Origin of the sequence: Pseudomonas cerasi (genome assembly GCF_027983475.1) — a bacterium.
Lineage (GTDB): Bacteria > Pseudomonadota > Gammaproteobacteria > Pseudomonadales > Pseudomonadaceae > Aquipseudomonas > Aquipseudomonas cerasi.
This window is the reverse complement of the sequence record NZ_JAQJVM010000004.1, coordinates 257,452-276,125: the sequence shown is the minus strand read 5'-3', so window position 1 is coordinate 276,125 and position 18,674 is coordinate 257,452. Positions and strand designations below refer to the sequence as shown.

Sequence of the window (18,674 nt, the reverse complement as noted above, 5' to 3'; positions counted from 1 at the left end):
ATCTGCCTGATGTGTCAGAGTTTCGCAGGGCAAAGGTCGGCAGTGGCCAGTACCAGCGCCTGATCGTGAATCGGGTTGGTCTGATAACGCTTCAGCGCCGCATCCAGTTGCATCTGGCAGGTTTCCGCCTTGCGCAGTGGCTGGAAGTCCGCGTAGGCCTGGAGCAGTTGGGTCTGCAGGCGATCCAGCTTCGGACGGATGTCATCGACCAGGCTGAGCCTGACTGTGTCGGGCGCTTTGCCTGCCGCGTGCCACTGGGCGAGCAGGGCGTTCTGCACCTGTTTATTGGCTTCGATCTGGGCGCGGAACAGACGTTGAACATCATCGGGGTTGAGCTTGAACTCGGCAGCGCGGGCCTGGGCGGCGTTGATCACTTGCAGCTCGCGTGGCGGGTCCTCGACCGCCTTGCCGCTGTCCCACTTGCTCAGGGCAACTTGATCGGCGATGGTCAGGCGCTCGCTGATCGCTTGCAGCAGGGGTTCAAGTGCAGAAGGCTTCTGCTCGGCAGTGAAGGCGAAGCAGGAAGACATGAACGTCATTGTCAGCAGGGAAGTGGCCAGGATAAGGCGCATGGCAGTTCCATCTCGGTTCGGTGGGGAGATGCAGATTTAACTCCAGGCGACCGGGCAGAGCCAGCGTTGCGGGGTGAACAAAAGTTCACGCGGTAAACTCCGGGCAAAAAAAGACCTCCCGAAGGAGGTCTCCTGTTACGCCATCAACGCTGGCGTGGCTGGATCAGCAGCTGTAGTACAGCTCGTATTCCAGTGGGTGTACGAAGGTGCGAACCTTGATTTCTTCTTCGCTTTTCAGCTCGATGTAGGCATCGATGAAGTCGTCGCTGAAAACGCCGCCCTTGGTCAGGAACGCGCGGCCCTTGTCCAGTTCTTCCAGGGCTTCTTTCAGGCTGCCGCAAACTTGTGGGATCTCTTTGGCCTCTTCAGGCGGCAGGTCATACAGGTTTTTGTCAGCTGCGTCGCCAGGGTGGATCTTGTTCTGGATGCCGTCCAGGCCAGCCATCAACAGGGCAGCGAATGCCAGGTACGGGTTGGCCGCTGGATCCGGGAAGCGTGCTTCGATACGACGGCCGCGCGGGCTGGAGACGTAAGGAATACGGATCGACGCGGAACGGTTACGGGCCGAGTAGGCCAGCATGACCGGGGCTTCGAAGCCAGGGACCAGACGCTTGTAGGAGTTGGTCGACGGGTTGGTGAAGCCGTTCAGAGCCTTGCCGTGCTTGATGATGCCGCCGATGAAGTACAGGGCGGTATCGGACAGACCGGCATAGCCTTCGCCTGCGAAGGTGTTCTTGCCATCCTTGGAGATGGACATGTGTACGTGCATACCCGAACCGTTGTCACCGTACAGTGGCTTGGGCATGAAAGTAGCGGTACGGCCGTACGCGTCGGCAACGTTGTGCACGCAGTACTTGAGGGTCTGAACTTCGTCAGCCTTCTTGACCAGCGTGTTGAATTTCACGCCGATTTCGTTCTGGCCGGCAGTTGCCACTTCGTGGTGGTGAACTTCCACGACCTGGCCCATTTCTTCCAGAGCGTTGCACATTGCGGTGCGGATTTCGTGGTCGTGGTCGACCGGTGGCAGCGGGAAGTAACCACCTTTGACGCCCGGACGGTGGCCCTTGTTGCCGCCATCGACGTCGCCGTCGGTCATCCAGGAAGCCTGTTCGGAGAAGATCTTGAACATGGAACCGGAGATGTCGGACTTGAACTTCACTTCGTCGAAGATGAAGAACTCTGGCTCCGGACCTACGAATACGGTGTCGCCGATACCGGTGGACTTCAGGTATTCCTCGGCACGGTGGGCAATGGCGCGCGGGTCGCGGTCGTAGCCTTGCATGGTCGAAGGTTCGATGACGTCGCACACCAGAACCAGGGTTGGCTCTTCGGTGAACGGGTCGAGCAGGGCGGTTTCGTCATCCGGCAGGAGAATCATGTCGGACGCTTCGATGCCTTTCCAGCCAGCGATGGAGGAACCGTCGAACATTTTGCCGACTTCGAAGAAATCGTCTTCCAGTGCATCGCGCGCAGGCATGGTGACGTGCTGCTGCTTGCCCTTGGTGTCTGTGAAGCGCAGATCAATCCATTTAACGTCATGATCTTTGATGAGTTGAACCGACTTCGACATGGTGTCCTCCGGGTGGCTAGAGACCGACTTGATAGAGTTGTGGTCCCTTGAATTTGGGTGATGCCGGCGCAAATACTCTGCCAAGGCAACCTGCCTCACAAGGGAGCAATTTGCATGCCAGTGCCCCGTGTTGGGTTTTTTGCCTCAAACGCTGGTTTTCAGGGGGCGAAAACGCACCGCGCAGGAAAAACACGCACCTTTATGGCGCTGCAATTTGGTGCATCGACTCTTTTTGGTGCATCGGTGATTGCGTGTACGATAACTGGTTAAACCTTGAGCAATTTCCGCTATAATCCGCGCCCCCCTTTTTTGGTCGGCACCTCACGCTCCGTTTCCATGAAACTAATCGTTAAAGTTTTCCCAGAAATCACCATCAAAAGCCCGCCGGTGCGCAAGAAGTTCATCCGGCAACTGGGCAAGAACATTCGTACCGTGCTCCGTGAACTGGACGCGGACATTGTCGTGGGTGGCGTATGGGACAACCTTGAGGTCGAAACCCGGCTGACCGACCCCAAAGTGCTGCAGGGCATCAGGGAGCGGCTGAGCTGCATGCCAGGCATCGCCAACTTTCTGCAGGTCGCCGAGTACCCGCTGGGCGATCTGGATGACGTGGTTGCGAAGTGCAAACTGCACTACGCCGACCTGTTGCCTGGCAAGATGTTTTCAGTGCGCTGCAAGCGCGCCGGCCGACACGACTTCAGCTCCATGGACGTCGAGAAATACGTCGGCAGCAAGTTGCGCATGCAGTGCGGCGCGGCCGGAATCGAGCTGAAAAAGCCCGATCTGGTGGTGCGCATGGAAATTCGCGACCAACGGTTGTTTGTCGTTCATGACCAGCATCAGGGCATGGGCGGTTACCCGCTGGGCGCGCTGGAGCAGACCCTGGTATTGATGTCCGGCGGGTTCGATTCGACCGTTGCGGCCTACCAGATCATGCGCCGCGGCCTGATGGCGCACTTCTGCTTCTTCAATCTGGGCGGAAGAGCCCATGAACTGGGCGTGATGGAAGTCGCGCACTTCATCTGGAAGAAGTACGGCAGTTCTCAGCGCGTGCTGTTCGTCAGCGTACCGTTCGAGGAAGTTCTCGGAGAAATTCTGCAGAAAGTCGATAACAGTCATATGGGTGTAGTTTTGAAGCGTATGATGTTACGCGCTGCATCCGCCGTGGCCGATCGTCTTGAAATCGATGTGCTGGTGACCGGCGAAGCGATTTCCCAGGTTGCCAGCCAGACGCTGCCCAACCTGTCGCTGATTGACGCGGCGACCGACAAGCTGGTCCTGCGGCCGCTGGTTGCCACCCACAAGCAGGACATCGTGGACCTGGCGACTGAAATCGGTACTGCTGATTTCGCCCGGCACATGCCTGAATATTGCGGGGTGATTTCGGTCAACCCCAAGACCAACGCCAAGCGAAATCGCGTTGAGTACGAAGAAAAACAGTTCGACATGGCGATTCTCGAGCAGGCGCTCGAACGCGCGAAGCTGGTTTCGATCGATCGGGTCATCGACGATCTGAGCCGCAATGTCGATATAGAAGAAGTCAGCCAGGCGCTGGCCGGTCAGGTGATCCTCGACATCCGTCACCCGGATGCCCAGGAAGACCAGCCGTTGCAGGTGCCTGGCGTGGAGATACAGACGTTGCCGTTCTACGCATTGAACAGCCGTTTCAAGGCACTGGATGACACGCGCCAGTACCTGCTGTATTGCGACAAAGGCGTCATGAGTCGCCTGCATGCCCACCATTTGCTCAGTGAGGGACATGCCAATGTGCGCGTATATCGACCGAGCTAAGTGCCCGGGGCTGTTTGCCTGTGGCTTGCGTCACCGGCCCCCCGACACCAGTCGTCATGCCGTAACGGCTTTTGCCGACTCGAAATAGTTAATCGCTGCCTTTAAACAGTCAGCAGACCGAATCCTCTGATCGAGATACACAAGTGATCGAAAATCTACGCAACATCGCCATCATCGCCCACGTTGACCATGGTAAGACCACCCTGGTAGACAAACTCCTGCGCCAGTCCGGCACCCTTGAGCGCAACGAGCTCAACGACGAGCGCGTGATGGACTCCAACGACCAGGAAAAAGAGCGCGGTATTACCATTCTCGCGAAGAACACCGCGATCAACTGGAATGGCTACCACATCAACATCGTGGACACCCCGGGCCACGCCGACTTCGGTGGTGAAGTAGAGCGCGTGATGTCGATGGTCGACTCCGTACTGCTGCTGGTCGACGCCCAGGACGGCCCTATGCCGCAAACCCGTTTCGTGACCAAGAAGGCATTCGAAGCCGGCCTGCGTCCAATCGTGGTCATCAACAAGGTTGACCGTCCAGGCGCGCGCCCGGACTGGGTTCTGGACCAGATCTTCGACCTGTTCGACAACCTGGGTGCCACCGAAGAACAGCTGGACTTCAAAGTCGTCTACGCCTCGGCCCTGAACGGCATTGCCGGTCTGGAACACACCGATATGGCTGAAGACATGACTCCGCTGTACCAGTCGATCGTCGATCACGTTCCTGCGCCAAAAGTTGACCGTGACGGTCCTTTCCAGATGCAGATTTCGGCTCTGGACTACAACAGCTTCCTGGGCGTCATCGGTGTTGGCCGTATCGCTCGCGGTCGCGTCAAGCCAAACACTCCGGTTGTTGCCATCGATGCCGAAGGCAAGAAGCGTAACGGCCGTATCCTGAAGCTGATGGGTCACCACGGTCTGCACCGTGTGGACGTTGAAGAAGCAGCTGCCGGCGATATCGTCTGCATCAGCGGCTTCGACCAGCTGTTCATCTCCGACACCCTGTGCGACCCACTGAATGTCGAAGCGATGAAGCCGCTGACCGTTGACGAACCTACCGTTTCGATGACCTTCCAGGTTAACGATTCGCCGTTCTGCGGTAAGGAAGGCAAGTTCGTCACCAGCCGTAACATCAAGGAACGTCTGGACAAGGAACTGCTGTACAACGTTGCCCTGCGCGTTGAAGAAGGCGACACCGCCGACAAGTTCAAGGTCTCCGGCCGTGGTGAGCTGCACCTCTCGGTACTGATCGAAACCATGCGTCGCGAAGGCTTCGAAATGGGTGTTGGTCGTCCGGAAGTGATCATCCGTCGTGTAGGCGACGTGAAGCACGAACCGTACGAAAACGTGACCATCGACCTGCCGGAAGAATCCCAGGGCGCGATCATGGAGCAAATGGGTCTGCGTAAAGGCGACCTGACCAACATGGTTCCGGATGGCAAGGGCCGTGTTCGCCTCGAGTACAACATCCCGGCCCGTGGCCTGATCGGTTTCCGTAACGAGTTCCTGACCCTCACTTCCGGTGCAGGCATCCTGACCTCGATCTTCGACCGTTACGACGTGATGAAGTCCGGCGACATGTCCGGCCGCCAGAACGGCGTTCTGGTTTCGGTTGAAACCGGCAAGGCACTGACCTACTCCCTGGAAACCCTGCAGGCGCGCGGCAAGCTGTTCGTCGAGCACGGTCAGGAAATCTACGGTGGTCAGATCGTTGGTCTGAACAGCCGTGACAACGACCTGGGTGTGAACCCTACCAAAGGCAAGAAGCTCGACAACATGCGTGCTTCGGGCAAAGACGAAACCATCGCCCTGGTTCCACCTGTCAAGTTCACCCTTGAACAGGCTCTGGAATTCATCCAGGACGACGAGCTGTGCGAAGTAACGCCGAAGTCCATCCGTCTTCGTAAGAAGATCCTGGACGAAAGCGAGCGTACCCGCGCTGCCAAGAAAGCCAAGGCGTGATAGCTGCCCTGCGCTGAATAAAAAAACCCCGGTCGAGAGACCGGGGTTTTTTTTGACCTGCTGATCATCGCAATGAGGTTCAGGACTTGATATCGAGGGCCTGACGTTTGCCCGCCACGGGTGCCAGCAACAGTTCGATACGCTGCTTGCGAATCCCGTCGGCAGCCGCTTCGGCCAAGGCTGCGTCGGTGATGATGGTGTCGAACTGCTCGAGCCCGGCGACCTTGTACATGCCGAAGGTGCCGTATTTGGAGCTGGTGGCGATCAGCACGGTTTGCGAGGCGGACTGCATGGCGGCCTGCTTGACCTCGACCTTCAGCGCCGACGGTGTGGTGGTGCCGCGTTGCAGGTCCCACGAGCTGGTGGACATGAAGGCCACATCGGTCGCCAGCTGGCGCAGGGTCGCCGCTGCCAGGCCGCCGACGCTGGAGCGGTTCGGATGATCGAGCAGCCCACCGGTGTGAATCACATCCACATGCGCGGCATCGGCCAGCGCGTTGACCACCCCGAAATCATTGGTGACCACAGTCATGCCCGACAGCGCGATGATATGCGGGACGATTTCGAGTGTGCTGGTGCCTGCGTCCAGATAGATCGTCATGTCCGGGTGCAACAAGCCCGCTGCGAGCCGCGCCATACCCTGCTTGTGCGGCAACTCCACCACGGCCTTGGACTGGTGGCTGGGCTCGCTGTGGACCTGGCTGGCGATACGCACGCCCCCGGTGACCGAGTAGGCGCGACCTTCCTGCTCCAGCTGGGCGATGTCGCGGCGGATGGTCATGTGCGAGCAATCGAACATCTCCATCAACTGATGCACGCTGAGCACCTGATGCTTGCGCAACTGACGCAGCATCAGCTCCCGGCGCTGGTCAGGGATCATAGGTGTACCGCCGGAAATGGCGATCTCCTCTTCAGTGGACATTCGTACTCCTGTACATCAATGAGCCGCCTCAGGCTGCAGGCGGTCCGCGCATCTTAGCCAATCGCTTCGGCAATGGAAGCAGTTGCAGGCTTTTTTGCGCGGTTCGGCTCATCTTTACTCCCGTCGCACTTCAACTCATCCAGTTGCCACCGTCGACGTTATAGGTCTGGGCTACGACGTATTCGCTGTCCGCTGAAGCCAGGAAAATGGCCATGCCGGTCAAATCGTCCGCTTTGCCCATGCGCCCGAAAGGCACTTGTTCGCCCACCAGCCTTTTCTTCTCGCCCAACGGCCGGTTTTCATAGCGGGCGAACAGCGCATCCACGCCGTCCCAGTGTTCGCCATCGACCACACCCGGCGCGATGGCGTTGACATTGATGCCGTGCCTGATGAGGTCCAGCCCGGCCGATTGGGTCAGGCTGATCACCGCAGCCTTGGTCGCGCAATACACCGCCACCAGCGCCTCGCCCCGCCGACCAGCCTGGCTGGCCATATTGATGATCCTGCCGCCGTGCCCCTGGGCAATCATTTGCCTGGCTGCTGCCTGCAAAGTGAACAGGGTGCCCGCGACGTTGATCGAAAACAGCCGTTCGTAACTGTCGCGGGTGATATCGACAATTGGTGCCAGATCAAACAGCGCGGCGTTGTTGATCAGGATATCCAGCTTGCCAGTCTGTGCGACCACAGCGGCGATGGCCTGATCGATGGACGACTGATCCGTGACGTCCATCCGCACCGCATAAGCGTTGGGGCCCAGTTCGGTCGCTGTCGCCTGTGCGCGCTGCAGATCGATATCGGCAATCGCCACGCGCGCACCTTCGTGAATGTACGCCTGCGCAAATGCCCGCCCGATGCCTCGCGCCGATCCGGTGATCAGCGCGCTTTTACCTTCAAGTCGTTTCATGGGTTCATCGTCCGTTCAATACAGTTGAGGGCTGGCGCTCTACTTCGGGTAGCCGGCACGTTTCATCTCGCGCTCGGTCACCGCCTGCGCGGCTGTGAGCGCCTGTTCAGTGGTGGTTTGCCCGGTCACGGCGGCAGAGAACAGCTTGCCGACCGAGGTGCCGATGGCCTGAAACTCGGGAATGGTCACGTACTGGATACCAACGTAGGGCACAGGCTTGGCCGAGGGGTGCGCCGGGTCGGCGTGTTGCATCATTTGCAGCGTGACCTTGGCGAACGGCGCAGCTTTCAGGTAAGCCTCGCTGTAGGTGGAGGCGCGGGTGCCAGGCGGCACGTTGCTGATGCCGTCCGTCTCGGCGACCAGCTGGATATACGCCTTGGACGTCGCCCAGGTGATGAACGCCTTGGCCGCATCCTTGTGCTTGGAGGTGGTCGGTATCGCCAGCGACCAGGCGTAAAGCCATGATGAGCCCTTGTCAGTCACTTCAACCGGCGCAGGTGCAAAGCCGACGCTGTCGACCACCTTGCTCTGTTCCTTGTCCGTCGTGAAGGAGCCGGCCACGCTGGCGTCGACCCACAAGGCGCATTTGCCGCTGTTGAACAGCGCGAGGGTTTCGTTGAAGCCGTTGCTCGACACGCCCGGCGGGCCATAGTTTTTCAGTGTGTTGACGTAGAAATTCGCAGCCTTGCTCCATTCCGGGCTGGTCAATTGCGGTTTCCATTGCTCATCGAACCAGCGCGCGCCGAATGCATTGGCCATGGTACTGAGCAAAGCGATGTTCTCGCCCCAACCGGCCTTGCCGCGCAGGCACATGCCGTAAACGCCCTTGTCGGGCTGATACAGCTTCGCGGCGAAGTCGCCCAGCTGCGTCCAGGTCGGGTGTTCGGGCATGCTCAAGCCTGCCTGCTTGAACAAATCGGTGCGGTAATAAGTGATGGTGCTTTCGCCATAAAAGGGCAGGGCATAGAGCGTGTCCTTGACTGACAAGCCTTGGCGCACGGAGGGAAAGATATCCTCCAGATCGTAGTCCGGCGCAAGATCGGTGATTGGCTCCAGCCACTGTTTGGCGCCCCATAACGGGGTCTCGTAGGTGCCGATGGTCAACACGTCGAACTGGCCGCCCTGCGTGGCGATGTCGGTGGTCAGGCGTTGGCGCAAAACATTTTCTTCGAGCACTACCCAGTTGAGCTTGATGTCGGGATGCTGCTGCTCAAAGGTTTTCGACAGGCGCTGCATGCGGATCATGTCGCCGTTGTTCACCGTGGCGATGGTCACGGTTTCGGCAGCCTGGACGGTCAGGTTGAAAAGGGCGGCGGACACGCCTGCGGACAGGAAAAGCGTTTTCCGAATGTTCATCGTAGTGCTCTCCACCCCGCGCCTTGTCTGGCGGGAGTCATTGTTTTTGTTGTTGGCCACGGTTGAGTCACCCTGGTGGACGGCTTGATTACAGCAGCCCTCAGGGGGCTGAACAAACGCAGCGCGGATGATCGACTGATACTTTTTTAACCGGCCGCGCTCCGGCTGTCCGAAAGCAAAAAAGTATCAGTGCCGGTTTGAACGCGAGCTAGCGCTGGCTGGACGCGAGGGGGTATGTTCAAGCGTCAACAGCGCATTCATAACGATAAAAAGGGGCATCCCGTGCCTGACAGCCGAGCCGCCTTGCTCGAGCAGCGCCCTGCCGAGCTTGAGGTTATTCTCCCGCAGCCCGACCACTGCTTTCGCTGGTACGAGCATGACTATCCCTACGCACTGGCGCGCTGGAACCATCATCCGGAATTCGAAATTCATCTGATCCGCCAGGGCAGCGGCAAGCTGGTGGCCGGGGATTACATCGGTGAGTTCGCGGCAGGGCATGTGGCCCTGATCGGCCCGGATCTGCCGCATGACTGGATCGGCGATCTGGCCCCCGGTGAGCATCTGCCCGGGCGGGACGTGGTGCTGCAGTTTGATGGTGCCGCGTTGCTGGCCTTGCGCGGCACGCTGCCGGAGATAGGCGATTTGCAGCGTCTGTTCGAGCAGGCGCGACGTGGCCTTGAGTTCAGCGGTGCAACAGCGGTGCAGGCCGCGCGCCTGCTTGAACAGATCGGCCCGGCTCAGGGGCTTGAGCGGCTGATTCTGTTCCTGCAACTGGTCAACACGCTGATGAAAGCGCCTGCGCAGGAGGTTCGTCTGCTGGCCAGCACCTGGTATGCACCGACCCTGGATGCGCGCAGCTCCGAACGGATCAACAAGGCGTTCGACTATCTGCTGACCGAATTGACCAGCGATATTCGCCTGTCCGTCATCGCGCAGCGGCTGGACATGAGCGATCCGGGTTTTTCACGCTTCTTCAAGCGCACCACGGGCCATTGTTTTATCGACCTGATGCGCAAACTGCGGGTCCAGCGGGCTTGCCGGCTGCTGCTGCACAGCGAGATGTCAGTGTCGGACATCTGCTTTGAAGTCGGCTATGCCAACCTGTCCAACTTCAACCGGCACTTCCGCGTGGAGATGCAGCAGACGCCCAGTGAATACCGGCGCGCCGCTGCATCGGCCTGATCAATGCTCTGCCGGTTCTTTCGCCTGCGGGGCACGGGTAACGGCATTCACCAGCTTGCCGATGGTCAGGCCCTGCAGAAGGATCGACAGCAACACCACGATGTAGGTGATGCTCAGCAGCAGATCGCGTTCCGGCCCGGTGGGCAAGGCCAGCGCCAGTGCCACCGAGACACCGCCGCGCAAGCCGCCCCAGGTGAGGATGCGGATCGTGCCGTGCGGCACCTTGCGCCAGCGACGCAGGAGCAGGATGGCCGGGGCCACGGTGACGAAGCGCGACAGCAGAATCGCCGCCGCCAGCAGGCTGGCCGCAATCAGGTGCTGCCACGAGAACGGCAACAGCAACAACTCCATGCCGATCAGCGCGAACAGCAGTGCGTTGAGCATGTCATCCAGCAGCTCCCAGAAACCGTCCATGTAACGACGGGTCATGTCGTTCATCGCCAGATTACGTCCCAGGTTGCCGATGATCAGGCCGGCCACGACCATCGCGATAGGACCGGACACATGCAGTTCAGACGCCATCGCCGAGCCGCCGATCACCAGTGCGAGAGTCAGCATGACTTCGATCTGATACTGCTCGATGCTTTTGATCATCAGGTACACGGCATAGCCGATCAGGCCGCCGAACAGCACACCGCCGACCGCTTCGTGGACGAACAGCAGAGCGGTTTCGCCCACCGTCGGCGTTTCGCCCAGCTGCGCAATACCCAGCAGCACGGTGAACACCACCACCGCGGTGCCATCGTTGAACAGGCTTTCACCAACGATGGTGGTTTTCAGCGGTTTGGAGGCGTTGGCGGTACGCAACACACCGAGCACCGCAATCGGATCGGTAGGCGAGATCAGTGCACCAAACAGCAGGCAGTACAACGGGCTGACGTGCCAGCCGAACAGGGCGAAGATCCAGTAGGCCAGTGCGCCGATCACGGTAGTGGCAATCAGCACCCCGAAAGTCGCCAACAGGCCGATGGGCCAACGGTAGCTCCTCAAATCGCCAAGGTTGACGTGCAGCGCCCCGGCGAACAGCAGGAAGGACAACATCCAGTTCATCAGCAGGTCGCCGAAGTCGATCTGACCGATCAATTGTTGAACGCGATCTTCCAGGCCGGGATAGCCCAGAAAGCTCAGACCCTGCAACAGCAACGAGAACATCAGCGCAGTGACCATCACGCCAATGGTGGGGGGCAGACCGATGAAACGGTAGTTCACGTAGGTCAGCAGCGCAGTGAGGCAGATAAAACCAGCAGCGAGTTCAAGCATCCGTCATTCCAGAGTCCGTAAGTGCAGTGTCTCGATCACCGTAACCGAGCCTGTGTTTGATGGACTGGATCTACGTCCAGACACATCTCGACACGCCACAGTGGGGTTTGCGTTGACCACGCAAAGGCGGTGATGTTGCAAAAAATGCTGGAATCACCCAGCGAAGCTGGATTTGAGACGGGAGAGGCAGGGCATTGCAGACGCAAAAAAATCAGCCCGAATGACGGTCCGGGCTGACGGGGGATGTAACGCTGAGTGGCCTTCCTGGCAGGATCAGAATCATTGGCTGTTTCTGCATCCGCCGAGGACCTGATACTGAACCGTGTTCAGCTTGCCCTTGGAGTCTTCGTAAGTCATCAGCTTTGGCATCACGCTACAGGTTTGCAGATCCGGGGATTTGCGGACCAGCTTGGCAATGTCCAGCTTCATGCCGTAGGTGTACTCCTTGATCTCCGGCATTGGCTTGTTATGGATGGCGGCATACTTCTGCACGCTGGCCTGGTGCTCCTTGATCACCGTAGTGGCTTTGACTTCATCAGAGGTGTAGGCGAAAGCACTGATGGGCGAAAGGATGACCAGAGCAAGTAACAACGATTTGGCTGTGCGCATTTTCTTTTGTCTCCGTTTGAATGTGGCTTAACCCTAACCAATGCGCACTAACCGGAAGGTTGCTGAAACATTACAAATCGGTCATCTCGAAGATGTCAGCTTCCTAACAGTATTGTCATTGTTCGCTCACCTTCCTGTTAGCTCCCCCTCCGTAAGCTTGTTTCATCCCTGACGAGCGCCGAGCGCTGCGCAGGTCCGACATTCAACCGATAAAGGTAACGATGATGAAACTGGTCAAATCGATGGTCTTCGCAGTAGCTGCCTTGTCCGCCAGCGCAGCCTTTGCCGACGACGGTAACGAGTACGCAAGCACAGCGGCTGACAAGATGCGTCTTGCACAGGAACTGCGCTTCAAGGAACAGAACAGCAGCAATAAAGCCGAGCGCTACGTCAATACAGACGACAACGCCAAGGCCGAGCGGTCGACCAAGTCCGAAGGCTGATGCCTTTGCTGCCCGACCCGCTGCACCCCTATTCGCCCTTTGTAGCAGCTCCCTGCTCCTTTGGTCGGGGCGAATCTTTAAGCGTCCTTCGGGGCGCTTTTTTTATTCCCGTATCTACCACAAATCGTTATCACGCCCGTGCTCCAGCGCCCGTGGGAGCGAGCTTGCTCGCGAAAAGGCCGTTACAGCCGCCAGAAGGAGTGCACTTGAACCAGGGAATGCAGTTTTAGACGCTCTGCGCCCTATCTTGAATGTTGGCTTGTGTTGGTCAAAGCGTGAGTCATTTTTATTGAATAGACACACGCTGCAGCGCATTTCCTTTCATATTTGTAATCCCGCTGTCACCCCGCCGTTATCTTCGCCACTTCAAGATGGTGCCCCACTGGCAGCTCTCGTACCTATAAAAAGAGCCAGGTCGACATGTTTATAACAATCTGCCGATTAGACGGAGCGCACATGACTCAACTTAAAACACTATCACTGGCCCTGTGCTCGACCCTTGCCGGTGTCGCACCGGCTGCCGTATTCGCCGAAGAACAGAAAGAAGGCTTCATCGAAGGCAGCACGCTGACCGTACTCAACCGCAACTTCTACATGAACCGCGACCACCGCAACGGCGAATCCAGCCCGACCGGCAATGGTTACTCCGAAGCGTGGGCGCAAGGCATCATCGGGCGATTCCAGTCAGGTTTCACTCAAGGCACCTTCGGCGTCGGGGTCGATGCATTTGCCATGATCGGCATCAAGCTCGACACCGGTGACGGCCGCAACGGCGGCCGCAGCGCATTCGACGTGCTGCCGGTCGATGGGGAAGGCCGCGCCCGTGACGAATACACCAAGGTAGGTGGTTCGCTGAAGGCCAGAGCCTTCGACACCGTCGTCAACGTGGGCGATGTGTTTCCCTCCACCCCCGTGGTTGCCTTCGGCGACTCCCGACTGCTGCCGGAAAGCTTTCGCGGCGTTACCGCCGTCAACAACAGTATCACCCGACGCGATTTTCGTTGTCTACACGCTCGACGTCAGACGGGGCGCGGCCTGCGCGCAGGTCGGTTCCGGTGATGTGCTGTCGCTGCATAAAATCGCCCAGACGCGGTTTCAGGCACTGTCGCTACGGCCCACATACGCTATTTTAAATTTCTGTCACACGAGTCATTTCCCATGCCCGAGCTACTCACTCCATACGATCCGGCGCACGCCATTATCGACCCGCAGGCGGTGGCCATTTTTCTCACGGATGCGCTTCAGGCGGGTGATGCAGGTTATGTCGGCAAGGTATTAGGCATGGCGGCACACGCCAAGGGTATAGGTGTAATCGCCGAAGCAATGGGAGTTACACACGATCATTTGGAAGATTTTTTCAGCGCTTGTGACACCCCGAGTGCAAAAACACCGGCGCTAGGCCGGTGTCAGATCACATCTAGGCTTCTACAATTAACAAGAGACATTCAAACCGCAAGCAGAGATAAAATCACGTATCGGTATATCAAGAAAGCTACTCTCTCCAGCGGAAAGAGCATCTTGCAATGTGACGATGTCCTTTTCAAAGTCCAAAGAAACGTCAAAGCAATTAAACTCGAACTCCCTGAGCAGAACGCTTTTTGAGCACATCCGCTCATCAAAAGCATCTTTCAAAATAGAGCGAACGCTGTCGTCCAGCTCTTGGGCGACAAATCGTTCTATTAGTGTGCAGTCACTGCTCATAACCATTCCTAACTAGTACGGGAACGCTGTCTGAATCACACCATTCCGAACATTTATTTTGATTGTCGATGTTGGAGCGCCTGAGACGCTTCTTCCAATCACCTTACCTGCGTTGTACTCAATAACATGCCCACCTGGGCCATTAGGAGTTACCTTCCCATACCTCAGTGCGTTATCAACATAACTAGAGACATCTTTAACAGATGTTCCTTGCGAGAACTTACTAACATTCGAAAATCCTGAGTCAGGTCCGTGGCGATAGAATACATGCTCAATGCCTGTCATCAAACCGCCTTTTTTATAAGTGCTCGCGCTCCACGATGCATCTATTTGTCTTGGGGCTGGTAATGCCTTGATCGTGTCATCTACAACAGCCCCAGTTCCTTTTGCACCACCCGAAGAGCTTTTGCATAAACCGAACGGATCAACCCACCCATTAGGATTAGGCGCATACAGATAGAGATTATCCCCACCACTCAACCCAATCGGATCCTGCGTAATAAACCGTCCAATCTCCGGATCGTAATACCGAAACGTGTTGTAGTGAAGCCCCGTCTCGACATCAAAATACTGACCCTGAAACCTGAGGTTCTGCTCGACCTCGTTCACCACCAGTTTCTCAACCGCGCCCCACGGCCGATATTTGGCCCGCCAGACGATCTGCCCTTCAGCGTCGGTCATCTCCAGTGGCGTACCAATCTGGTCGGTGTGGAAGTAGTAGACCTTGTTCTCTACCTCGCCCTCTTTCTCATCAACACGGGCCAAAGGCGCATAGCTGCCGCGTTCGTAGAGGTACAGGCTGCTCTGCCCAGGACTTTCTTCACGCAACATCCGCAATCCCTGCCAGAGAAAGCGTTTCTGGCCGGTCTGCCCCTTGATCTTCCACTGTTTGCCAACGCGCCTGCCCAGGCTGTCGTACTGGTAGCTGCTGGTGCTTTCCACCTGTGTGTCGGCCATGGTCTCGGTTTTGACCAAGCGGTTTTCGCAGTCGTAGGTGAAGGTCTGCCAGCGCACGATGCCGACCGTTTTCTCTATCAGGTTGCCCCAGGCGTCGTATTTGTATTCGTGGTTCGCCCACTGTTTGAGGCGATTGTCTTTGACGTGGTCGAAGCGGCTGGTGTTGAAGTTCAGGCGGTTGGCGGTAGCGTCGTAGCGGAATTCTTCGCCGTCGAAACGTTTTTCGGGGTTGTGCTCAAGCAGGCGGCCGTTGGCTTCGTATTCGTAGGTGACTTCGCCACGCAATTTGTCGGCCGGGTCATATACTTAGCGCCATTGCTCATCTATATCGCTTTATCTGGGTTTTTAAAGAGCCATTTTTAATATTCAATATTATCATCCGCGTCTTGGATGCTTACGGCCAAAAGAGAATGTTTAATGATGCTCCTTTCGTTTGTTGGTCTTCTGGTTTTTTTAAAGTCTAGATGTAAGTGGTTCTCCATTTTTCATTGTCTTGAAATTCGCGTTTTTGTATTCTGCATGTATTGTCTTTTATTGAGAAGGTCAATCTGTAGGTTTGTCTTAGGCCGTGCTTTTTTTTATATACTAAGCTTGCAGTCTTTTTTGAAGAGATTTCTAACCTTATCGATTCTTCTTCAAACTCATATTCAGGATGCATGCTGCATACCAGATTCTCTAATCGATCATAGTTTCTGCCTTTTTCAGTAACGTAAGTCGAAAAGATTGCTAGTAACTCAGCGCGCGCACGTCCATCCGCATTAGGCGTACTGTTATTTGCGTCTCTGTTCTCTCTCTTGTGCGTATAAAACCAATTTTCCCAATTGCGCAATGCCGTCGAAAAATCGCGAAACGTTTTTTCTACAACTTCCTCGTTAAGCTCGGTGCTTATGTTAGTTGTTGAATTCTGCGCCATCAATTAACTTCCCGTTACGATAAAGGTCATAATAAGTTTTAGTGGGGCGTGTGCCGCCATTTGCATATTGGTAAACGATTTAAAGATCAACTGGCCCATTGTCTTTAACCTCGTTCGCAATTGCTCGTTCGAAGTCTCTGAACAACCCTCTATTAACTTTCGATAGCTGTGGAAAGACCCCATCCTTACCACCCGATCCACCAAGAAGCTTAGCGATTATGTGACCAGCATCATCGTCCGGATTGCCAAGGCTTCTCGCCCAACTCCGGGACGACGCGTTTGTCGCAGTTCCGCCTTTTTTGATGTCGGCCTTGGTAATCGTAGCCGTTGCTCGCAAAGGCTGTCCTGCGGTGCCTCGGGTAACACTCGCATTGACGCACCAGCCTAACGGATCAACCCACCCATTAGGATTAGGCGCATCTTGATAAAGATTCTCCCAACCACTCAGCCCAATCGGATGCGGTGTAATAAACCTTCAAATCGCCGGATCGTAATACTGGGACGTTTCGTAGTGAAGGTTTCCTATGCTTTTTGTTGAATTAATCAAGCGGTCACTTGTCTGGTTGTTTGATTTTATTTTTAGAGATGAACGACATTGCGTGTATGATGCTGTTGTTAACGCGGTTTATAATAAAAATCAATACTTCTTTATCTATGTGTACGGAGGCCCAACTCGTTGGCATGTCTTTTGGTAGTTTTTTTAATTTCTCAATACATGTCTGAGCGCCTACAAGTGGTCTTTTTTCTAACTGCAGCCTCTCCATTCTATAATTAACAATTTCTTTAAGCTCTGAGCATTTATGTATGTCGTACCTATCTATGTTAATGCCGTTCACCAAAGCCTTATCTTTTTTTGAGCAAGATAGTAAGGCTCTGGTGTCTTTGTCAATGTCGTTAATTGACAGTGCCTCGTCAATGGTTTGAGTGGTTATTGACTTTTTAGAGTTCATCTGAAGTAAATACCTGTAATTTATCTCTTATGCCCTTAAGTAAAATTTCTGACTCGCCATATTCATCAGGCGAAAACTCCCAGCGCCATGTATCACCTGGCTTAGGTGCCCCGGTCGGTGTTCCTAAAATTACACCTCCCGGGCCTTGTCTATTAGCCCACCATTTAGCAATTTCTAGATCTCTCGTCCATGATGTGTAAGAACTTATATCAGATACATCACCGCCGTTGTGCGATGCAGGACTAATATCACTATCAATTTTGCCTGGCCTAGCCACACCCCTCTTAGCATCATCAATAGCTGGATGGTTGGCGCTCACTCCCCGGAACAGTTCGCAAGCCCAACCCAGAGCATCAGTCCATCGAATTGGATTAGGCGCATACTGATAGAGATTCACACCACCAGCCAACCCAATCGGATCCTGCGTAATAAACCGCCCAATTTCCGGATCGTAATACCGAAACGTGTTGTAGTGAAGCCCTGTCTCGACATCGAAATACTGCCCCTGAAACCTCAGGTTCTGCTCGACCTCGTTCACCACCAGCTTCTCAATCACCCCCCACGGCCGATATTTGGCCTGCCAGACGATCTGCCCCTCGGCATCGGTCATCTCCAGCGGCGTACCGATCTGGTCGGTGTGGAAGTGGTAGACCTTGTTCTCTGTCTCGCCTTCCTGCTGATCAACGCGGGCAAGCGGCGCATAGCTGCCCGGCTCGTAGAGTTAAAAGCTACTCTGTCACGGGGTTTCTTCACGCAGCAAGCGAAGACCTTGCCAGAGAAATAGTCGATGGCCGGTCTTGCCCTTAATGTCGGACTGTTTGGCAACGGATGGTTGATGCCCAGCACTTCGCCGCAGGGTTTGCGTTTCAGTGTGATGGTTTCTGATTCGGCTTTTAAAGAGCTGGTTTTAATATCCAGGATCAATAATAACTACAATTTCAATATCAAAAACTAGCAGAGGTTCAATCAATGGTGTCTCATTGAATCGGTGGGCTGTAACTACAGCTAGCGTTGCTCCAAGCTTATCATTTGCCATGTGAGTTTATTTATTCGGTGCAGGGTATTTCGACAAGCGTAAATCCCTTAAGGTTGCGTTTCAGGATGCGCTCTTTTAATTGCTCGCTGACGATGATGGTTTGCGGGCTTTCAAGAATTCTAAATATATCATGCTCAATAGTCGACACATTCTTAAGTGCCATTTTATAAACTACATATCCATTAGGCCCTTGATCATATTTTGATTTTTCTTTGTCCAAATGATTTTCTAATAGTGGAGTTACGAAAAACCCCACCAGACCTTCTTGAGGCAATTCCAATTTTAATTGTTGTTGTTTTGTGCATTGTAGTGCTTCTGCCGCTTTTTCGGAAGCTATAAGGATGGGCCTAAAAAAAGTATATATGTCCGACAAAGGCTTTTTCTTGTGGTCATCTTCGTTGTACTTGACTTTGAAGGTTTCATCACCTTTCATGTCTGCCTTGCCATAGGCCAACTGGATTGCAAATTGTTGAAGGCTTTTTGCACTATCGCCATCAATCAATGTTTTGTATTTATCGTCTTGAGTGATTTTATAATATTTCAC

15 protein-coding genes and 4 pseudogenes are annotated in these 18,674 nt (G+C 55.4%); 6 read left to right on the top strand and 13 right to left on the bottom strand.

Annotated elements, in window-relative coordinates; translation table 11 throughout:
• Positions 1 to 14: 14 nt before the first annotated feature.
• Together PI739_RS22950 and glnA are read right to left on the bottom strand one after the other, a co-directional pair.
• A complete protein-coding gene (locus PI739_RS22950) occupies positions 15 to 572 on the bottom strand; it encodes a chorismate mutase (RefSeq protein ID WP_003432414.1) in 558 nt (185 codons plus the stop codon).
• Between the two features lie 163 nt (positions 573 to 735).
• Positions 736 to 2,142: a glutamate--ammonia ligase gene (gene glnA / locus PI739_RS22945; RefSeq protein WP_003372080.1), complete on the bottom strand. Its 1,407-nt coding sequence runs from the start codon at positions 2,140 to 2,142 to the stop codon at positions 736 to 738.
• Between the two features lie 336 nt (positions 2,143 to 2,478).
• Between glnA and thiI the strand changes: the two genes are divergently transcribed.
• The gene (gene thiI, locus PI739_RS22940) at positions 2,479 to 3,933 is read left to right on the top strand and encodes a tRNA uracil 4-sulfurtransferase ThiI (protein WP_003426934.1); all 1,455 of its coding nucleotides are present in this window, start codon (positions 2,479 to 2,481) and stop codon (positions 3,931 to 3,933) included.
• Between the two features lie 143 nt (positions 3,934 to 4,076).
• Positions 4,077 to 5,897, top strand: a complete 1,821-nt coding sequence (gene typA, locus PI739_RS22935) for a translational GTPase TypA (protein ID WP_002555714.1) — start codon at positions 4,077 to 4,079, stop codon at positions 5,895 to 5,897.
• 79 nt (positions 5,898 to 5,976) lie between these two features.
• Here the strand turns inward: typA and PI739_RS22930 are convergent, their stop codons facing one another.
• The 3 genes from PI739_RS22930 to PI739_RS22920 form a co-directional block, all read right to left on the bottom strand.
• Positions 5,977 to 6,819: a DeoR/GlpR family DNA-binding transcription regulator gene (locus PI739_RS22930; RefSeq protein ID WP_003372074.1), complete on the bottom strand. Its 843-nt coding sequence runs from the start codon at positions 6,817 to 6,819 to the stop codon at positions 5,977 to 5,979.
• A gap of 130 nt (positions 6,820 to 6,949) precedes the next feature.
• Positions 6,950 to 7,723, bottom strand: a complete 774-nt coding sequence (locus PI739_RS22925; RefSeq protein ID WP_271352202.1) for an L-iditol 2-dehydrogenase — start codon at positions 7,721 to 7,723, stop codon at positions 6,950 to 6,952.
• A 39-nt stretch (positions 7,724 to 7,762) separates the two neighbouring features.
• Positions 7,763 to 9,079 carry an ABC transporter substrate-binding protein gene (locus tag PI739_RS22920; protein WP_054081750.1) on the bottom strand — a complete coding sequence of 439 codons (1,317 nt, stop codon included), beginning with the start codon at positions 9,077 to 9,079 and terminating at the stop codon, positions 7,763 to 7,765.
• Positions 9,080 to 9,361: 282 nt separating this feature from the next.
• Here PI739_RS22920 and PI739_RS22915 point away from each other — a divergent pair, with 282 nt between their 5' ends.
• Positions 9,362 to 10,261, top strand: coding sequence for an AraC family transcriptional regulator (locus PI739_RS22915; RefSeq protein WP_024663424.1), 900 nt, complete (start codon positions 9,362 to 9,364; stop codon positions 10,259 to 10,261).
• Here the strand turns inward: PI739_RS22915 and PI739_RS22910 are convergent, their stop codons facing one another.
• Both PI739_RS22910 and PI739_RS22905 read right to left on the bottom strand, forming a co-directional pair.
• Positions 10,262 to 11,521, bottom strand: a complete 1,260-nt coding sequence (locus tag PI739_RS22910; RefSeq protein ID WP_003343805.1) for a cation:proton antiporter — start codon at positions 11,519 to 11,521, stop codon at positions 10,262 to 10,264.
• A gap of 279 nt (positions 11,522 to 11,800) precedes the next feature.
• The gene (locus PI739_RS22905; RefSeq protein WP_003372061.1) at positions 11,801 to 12,130 is read right to left on the bottom strand and encodes a DUF2790 domain-containing protein; all 330 of its coding nucleotides are present in this window, start codon (positions 12,128 to 12,130) and stop codon (positions 11,801 to 11,803) included.
• Between the two features lie 221 nt (positions 12,131 to 12,351).
• On the opposite strand from PI739_RS22905, the gene PI739_RS22900 reads away from it, so the two are divergent.
• From PI739_RS22900 to PI739_RS22890, 3 genes and pseudogenes are all read left to right on the top strand, one after another.
• On the top strand, positions 12,352 to 12,573 hold the full coding sequence (locus tag PI739_RS22900) for a hypothetical protein (RefSeq protein WP_054081749.1): 222 nt from the start codon (positions 12,352 to 12,354) through the stop codon (positions 12,571 to 12,573).
• Positions 12,574 to 13,029: 456 nt separating this feature from the next.
• A pseudogene (locus tag PI739_RS22895) lies at positions 13,030 to 13,620 on the top strand (OprD family outer membrane porin); the annotation flags it as partial.
• A gap of 111 nt (positions 13,621 to 13,731) precedes the next feature.
• Positions 13,732 to 14,175 (top strand): helix-turn-helix domain-containing protein, encoded by a 444-nt coding sequence (locus PI739_RS22890; RefSeq protein WP_054081748.1) that lies wholly within the window; start codon positions 13,732 to 13,734, stop codon positions 14,173 to 14,175.
• Positions 14,176 to 14,286: 111 nt separating this feature from the next.
• Here PI739_RS22890 and PI739_RS22885 read toward each other — a convergent pair.
• From PI739_RS22885 to PI739_RS22860, 6 genes and pseudogenes are all read right to left on the bottom strand, one after another.
• A pseudogene (locus PI739_RS22885) lies at positions 14,287 to 15,522 on the bottom strand (RHS repeat domain-containing protein); the annotation flags it as partial.
• A 169-nt stretch (positions 15,523 to 15,691) separates the two neighbouring features.
• Entirely contained in the window at positions 15,692 to 16,144 is a 453-nt protein-coding gene (locus PI739_RS22880) for an NTF2 fold immunity protein (protein ID WP_271352201.1), read from the bottom strand.
• Positions 16,122 to 16,661: pseudogene (locus PI739_RS25030) on the bottom strand (DNA/RNA non-specific endonuclease); the annotation flags it as partial. The gene PI739_RS22880 and the pseudogene PI739_RS25030, both read right to left, overlap by 23 nt.
• 34 nt (positions 16,662 to 16,695) lie before the next feature.
• A complete protein-coding gene (locus tag PI739_RS22870; RefSeq protein ID WP_046720119.1) occupies positions 16,696 to 17,094 on the bottom strand; it encodes a hypothetical protein in 399 nt (132 codons plus the stop codon).
• Positions 17,084 to 17,920 (bottom strand): annotated as a pseudogene (locus PI739_RS25025) (RHS repeat domain-containing protein); the annotation flags it as partial. The gene PI739_RS22870 and the pseudogene PI739_RS25025, both read right to left, overlap by 11 nt.
• A 220-nt stretch (positions 17,921 to 18,140) precedes the next feature.
• The gene (locus PI739_RS22860; protein WP_054081746.1) at positions 18,141 to 18,674 is read right to left on the bottom strand and encodes an imm11 family protein; all 534 of its coding nucleotides are present in this window, start codon (positions 18,672 to 18,674) and stop codon (positions 18,141 to 18,143) included.

Excerpts from the sequence above, each read along its gene's own strand:
- glnA (WP_003372080.1), bottom strand. The coding sequence starts at position 2,142 with ATGTCGAAGTCGGTTCAACTCATCAAAGATCATGACGTTAAATGGATT.
- PI739_RS22900 (WP_054081749.1), top strand. The coding sequence starts at position 12,352 with ATGATGAAACTGGTCAAATCGATGGTCTTCGCAGTAGCTGCCTTGTCC.
- PI739_RS22890 (WP_054081748.1), top strand. The coding sequence starts at position 13,732 with ATGCCCGAGCTACTCACTCCATACGATCCGGCGCACGCCATTATCGAC.
- PI739_RS22930 (WP_003372074.1), bottom strand. The coding sequence starts at position 6,819 with ATGTCCACTGAAGAGGAGATCGCCATTTCCGGCGGTACACCTATGATC.
- PI739_RS22905 (WP_003372061.1), bottom strand. The coding sequence starts at position 12,130 with ATGCGCACAGCCAAATCGTTGTTACTTGCTCTGGTCATCCTTTCGCCC.
- PI739_RS22880 (WP_271352201.1), bottom strand. The coding sequence starts at position 16,144 with ATGGCGCAGAATTCAACAACTAACATAAGCACCGAGCTTAACGAGGAA.
- PI739_RS22925 (WP_271352202.1), bottom strand. The coding sequence starts at position 7,723 with ATGAAACGACTTGAAGGTAAAAGCGCGCTGATCACCGGATCGGCGCGA.
- PI739_RS22950 (WP_003432414.1), bottom strand. The coding sequence starts at position 572 with ATGCGCCTTATCCTGGCCACTTCCCTGCTGACAATGACGTTCATGTCT.
- PI739_RS22870 (WP_046720119.1), bottom strand. The coding sequence starts at position 17,094 with ATGAACTCTAAAAAGTCAATAACCACTCAAACCATTGACGAGGCACTG.
- thiI (WP_003426934.1), top strand. The coding sequence starts at position 2,479 with ATGAAACTAATCGTTAAAGTTTTCCCAGAAATCACCATCAAAAGCCCG.
- PI739_RS22910 (WP_003343805.1), bottom strand. The coding sequence starts at position 11,521 with ATGCTTGAACTCGCTGCTGGTTTTATCTGCCTCACTGCGCTGCTGACC.
- PI739_RS22920 (WP_054081750.1), bottom strand. The coding sequence starts at position 9,079 with ATGAACATTCGGAAAACGCTTTTCCTGTCCGCAGGCGTGTCCGCCGCC.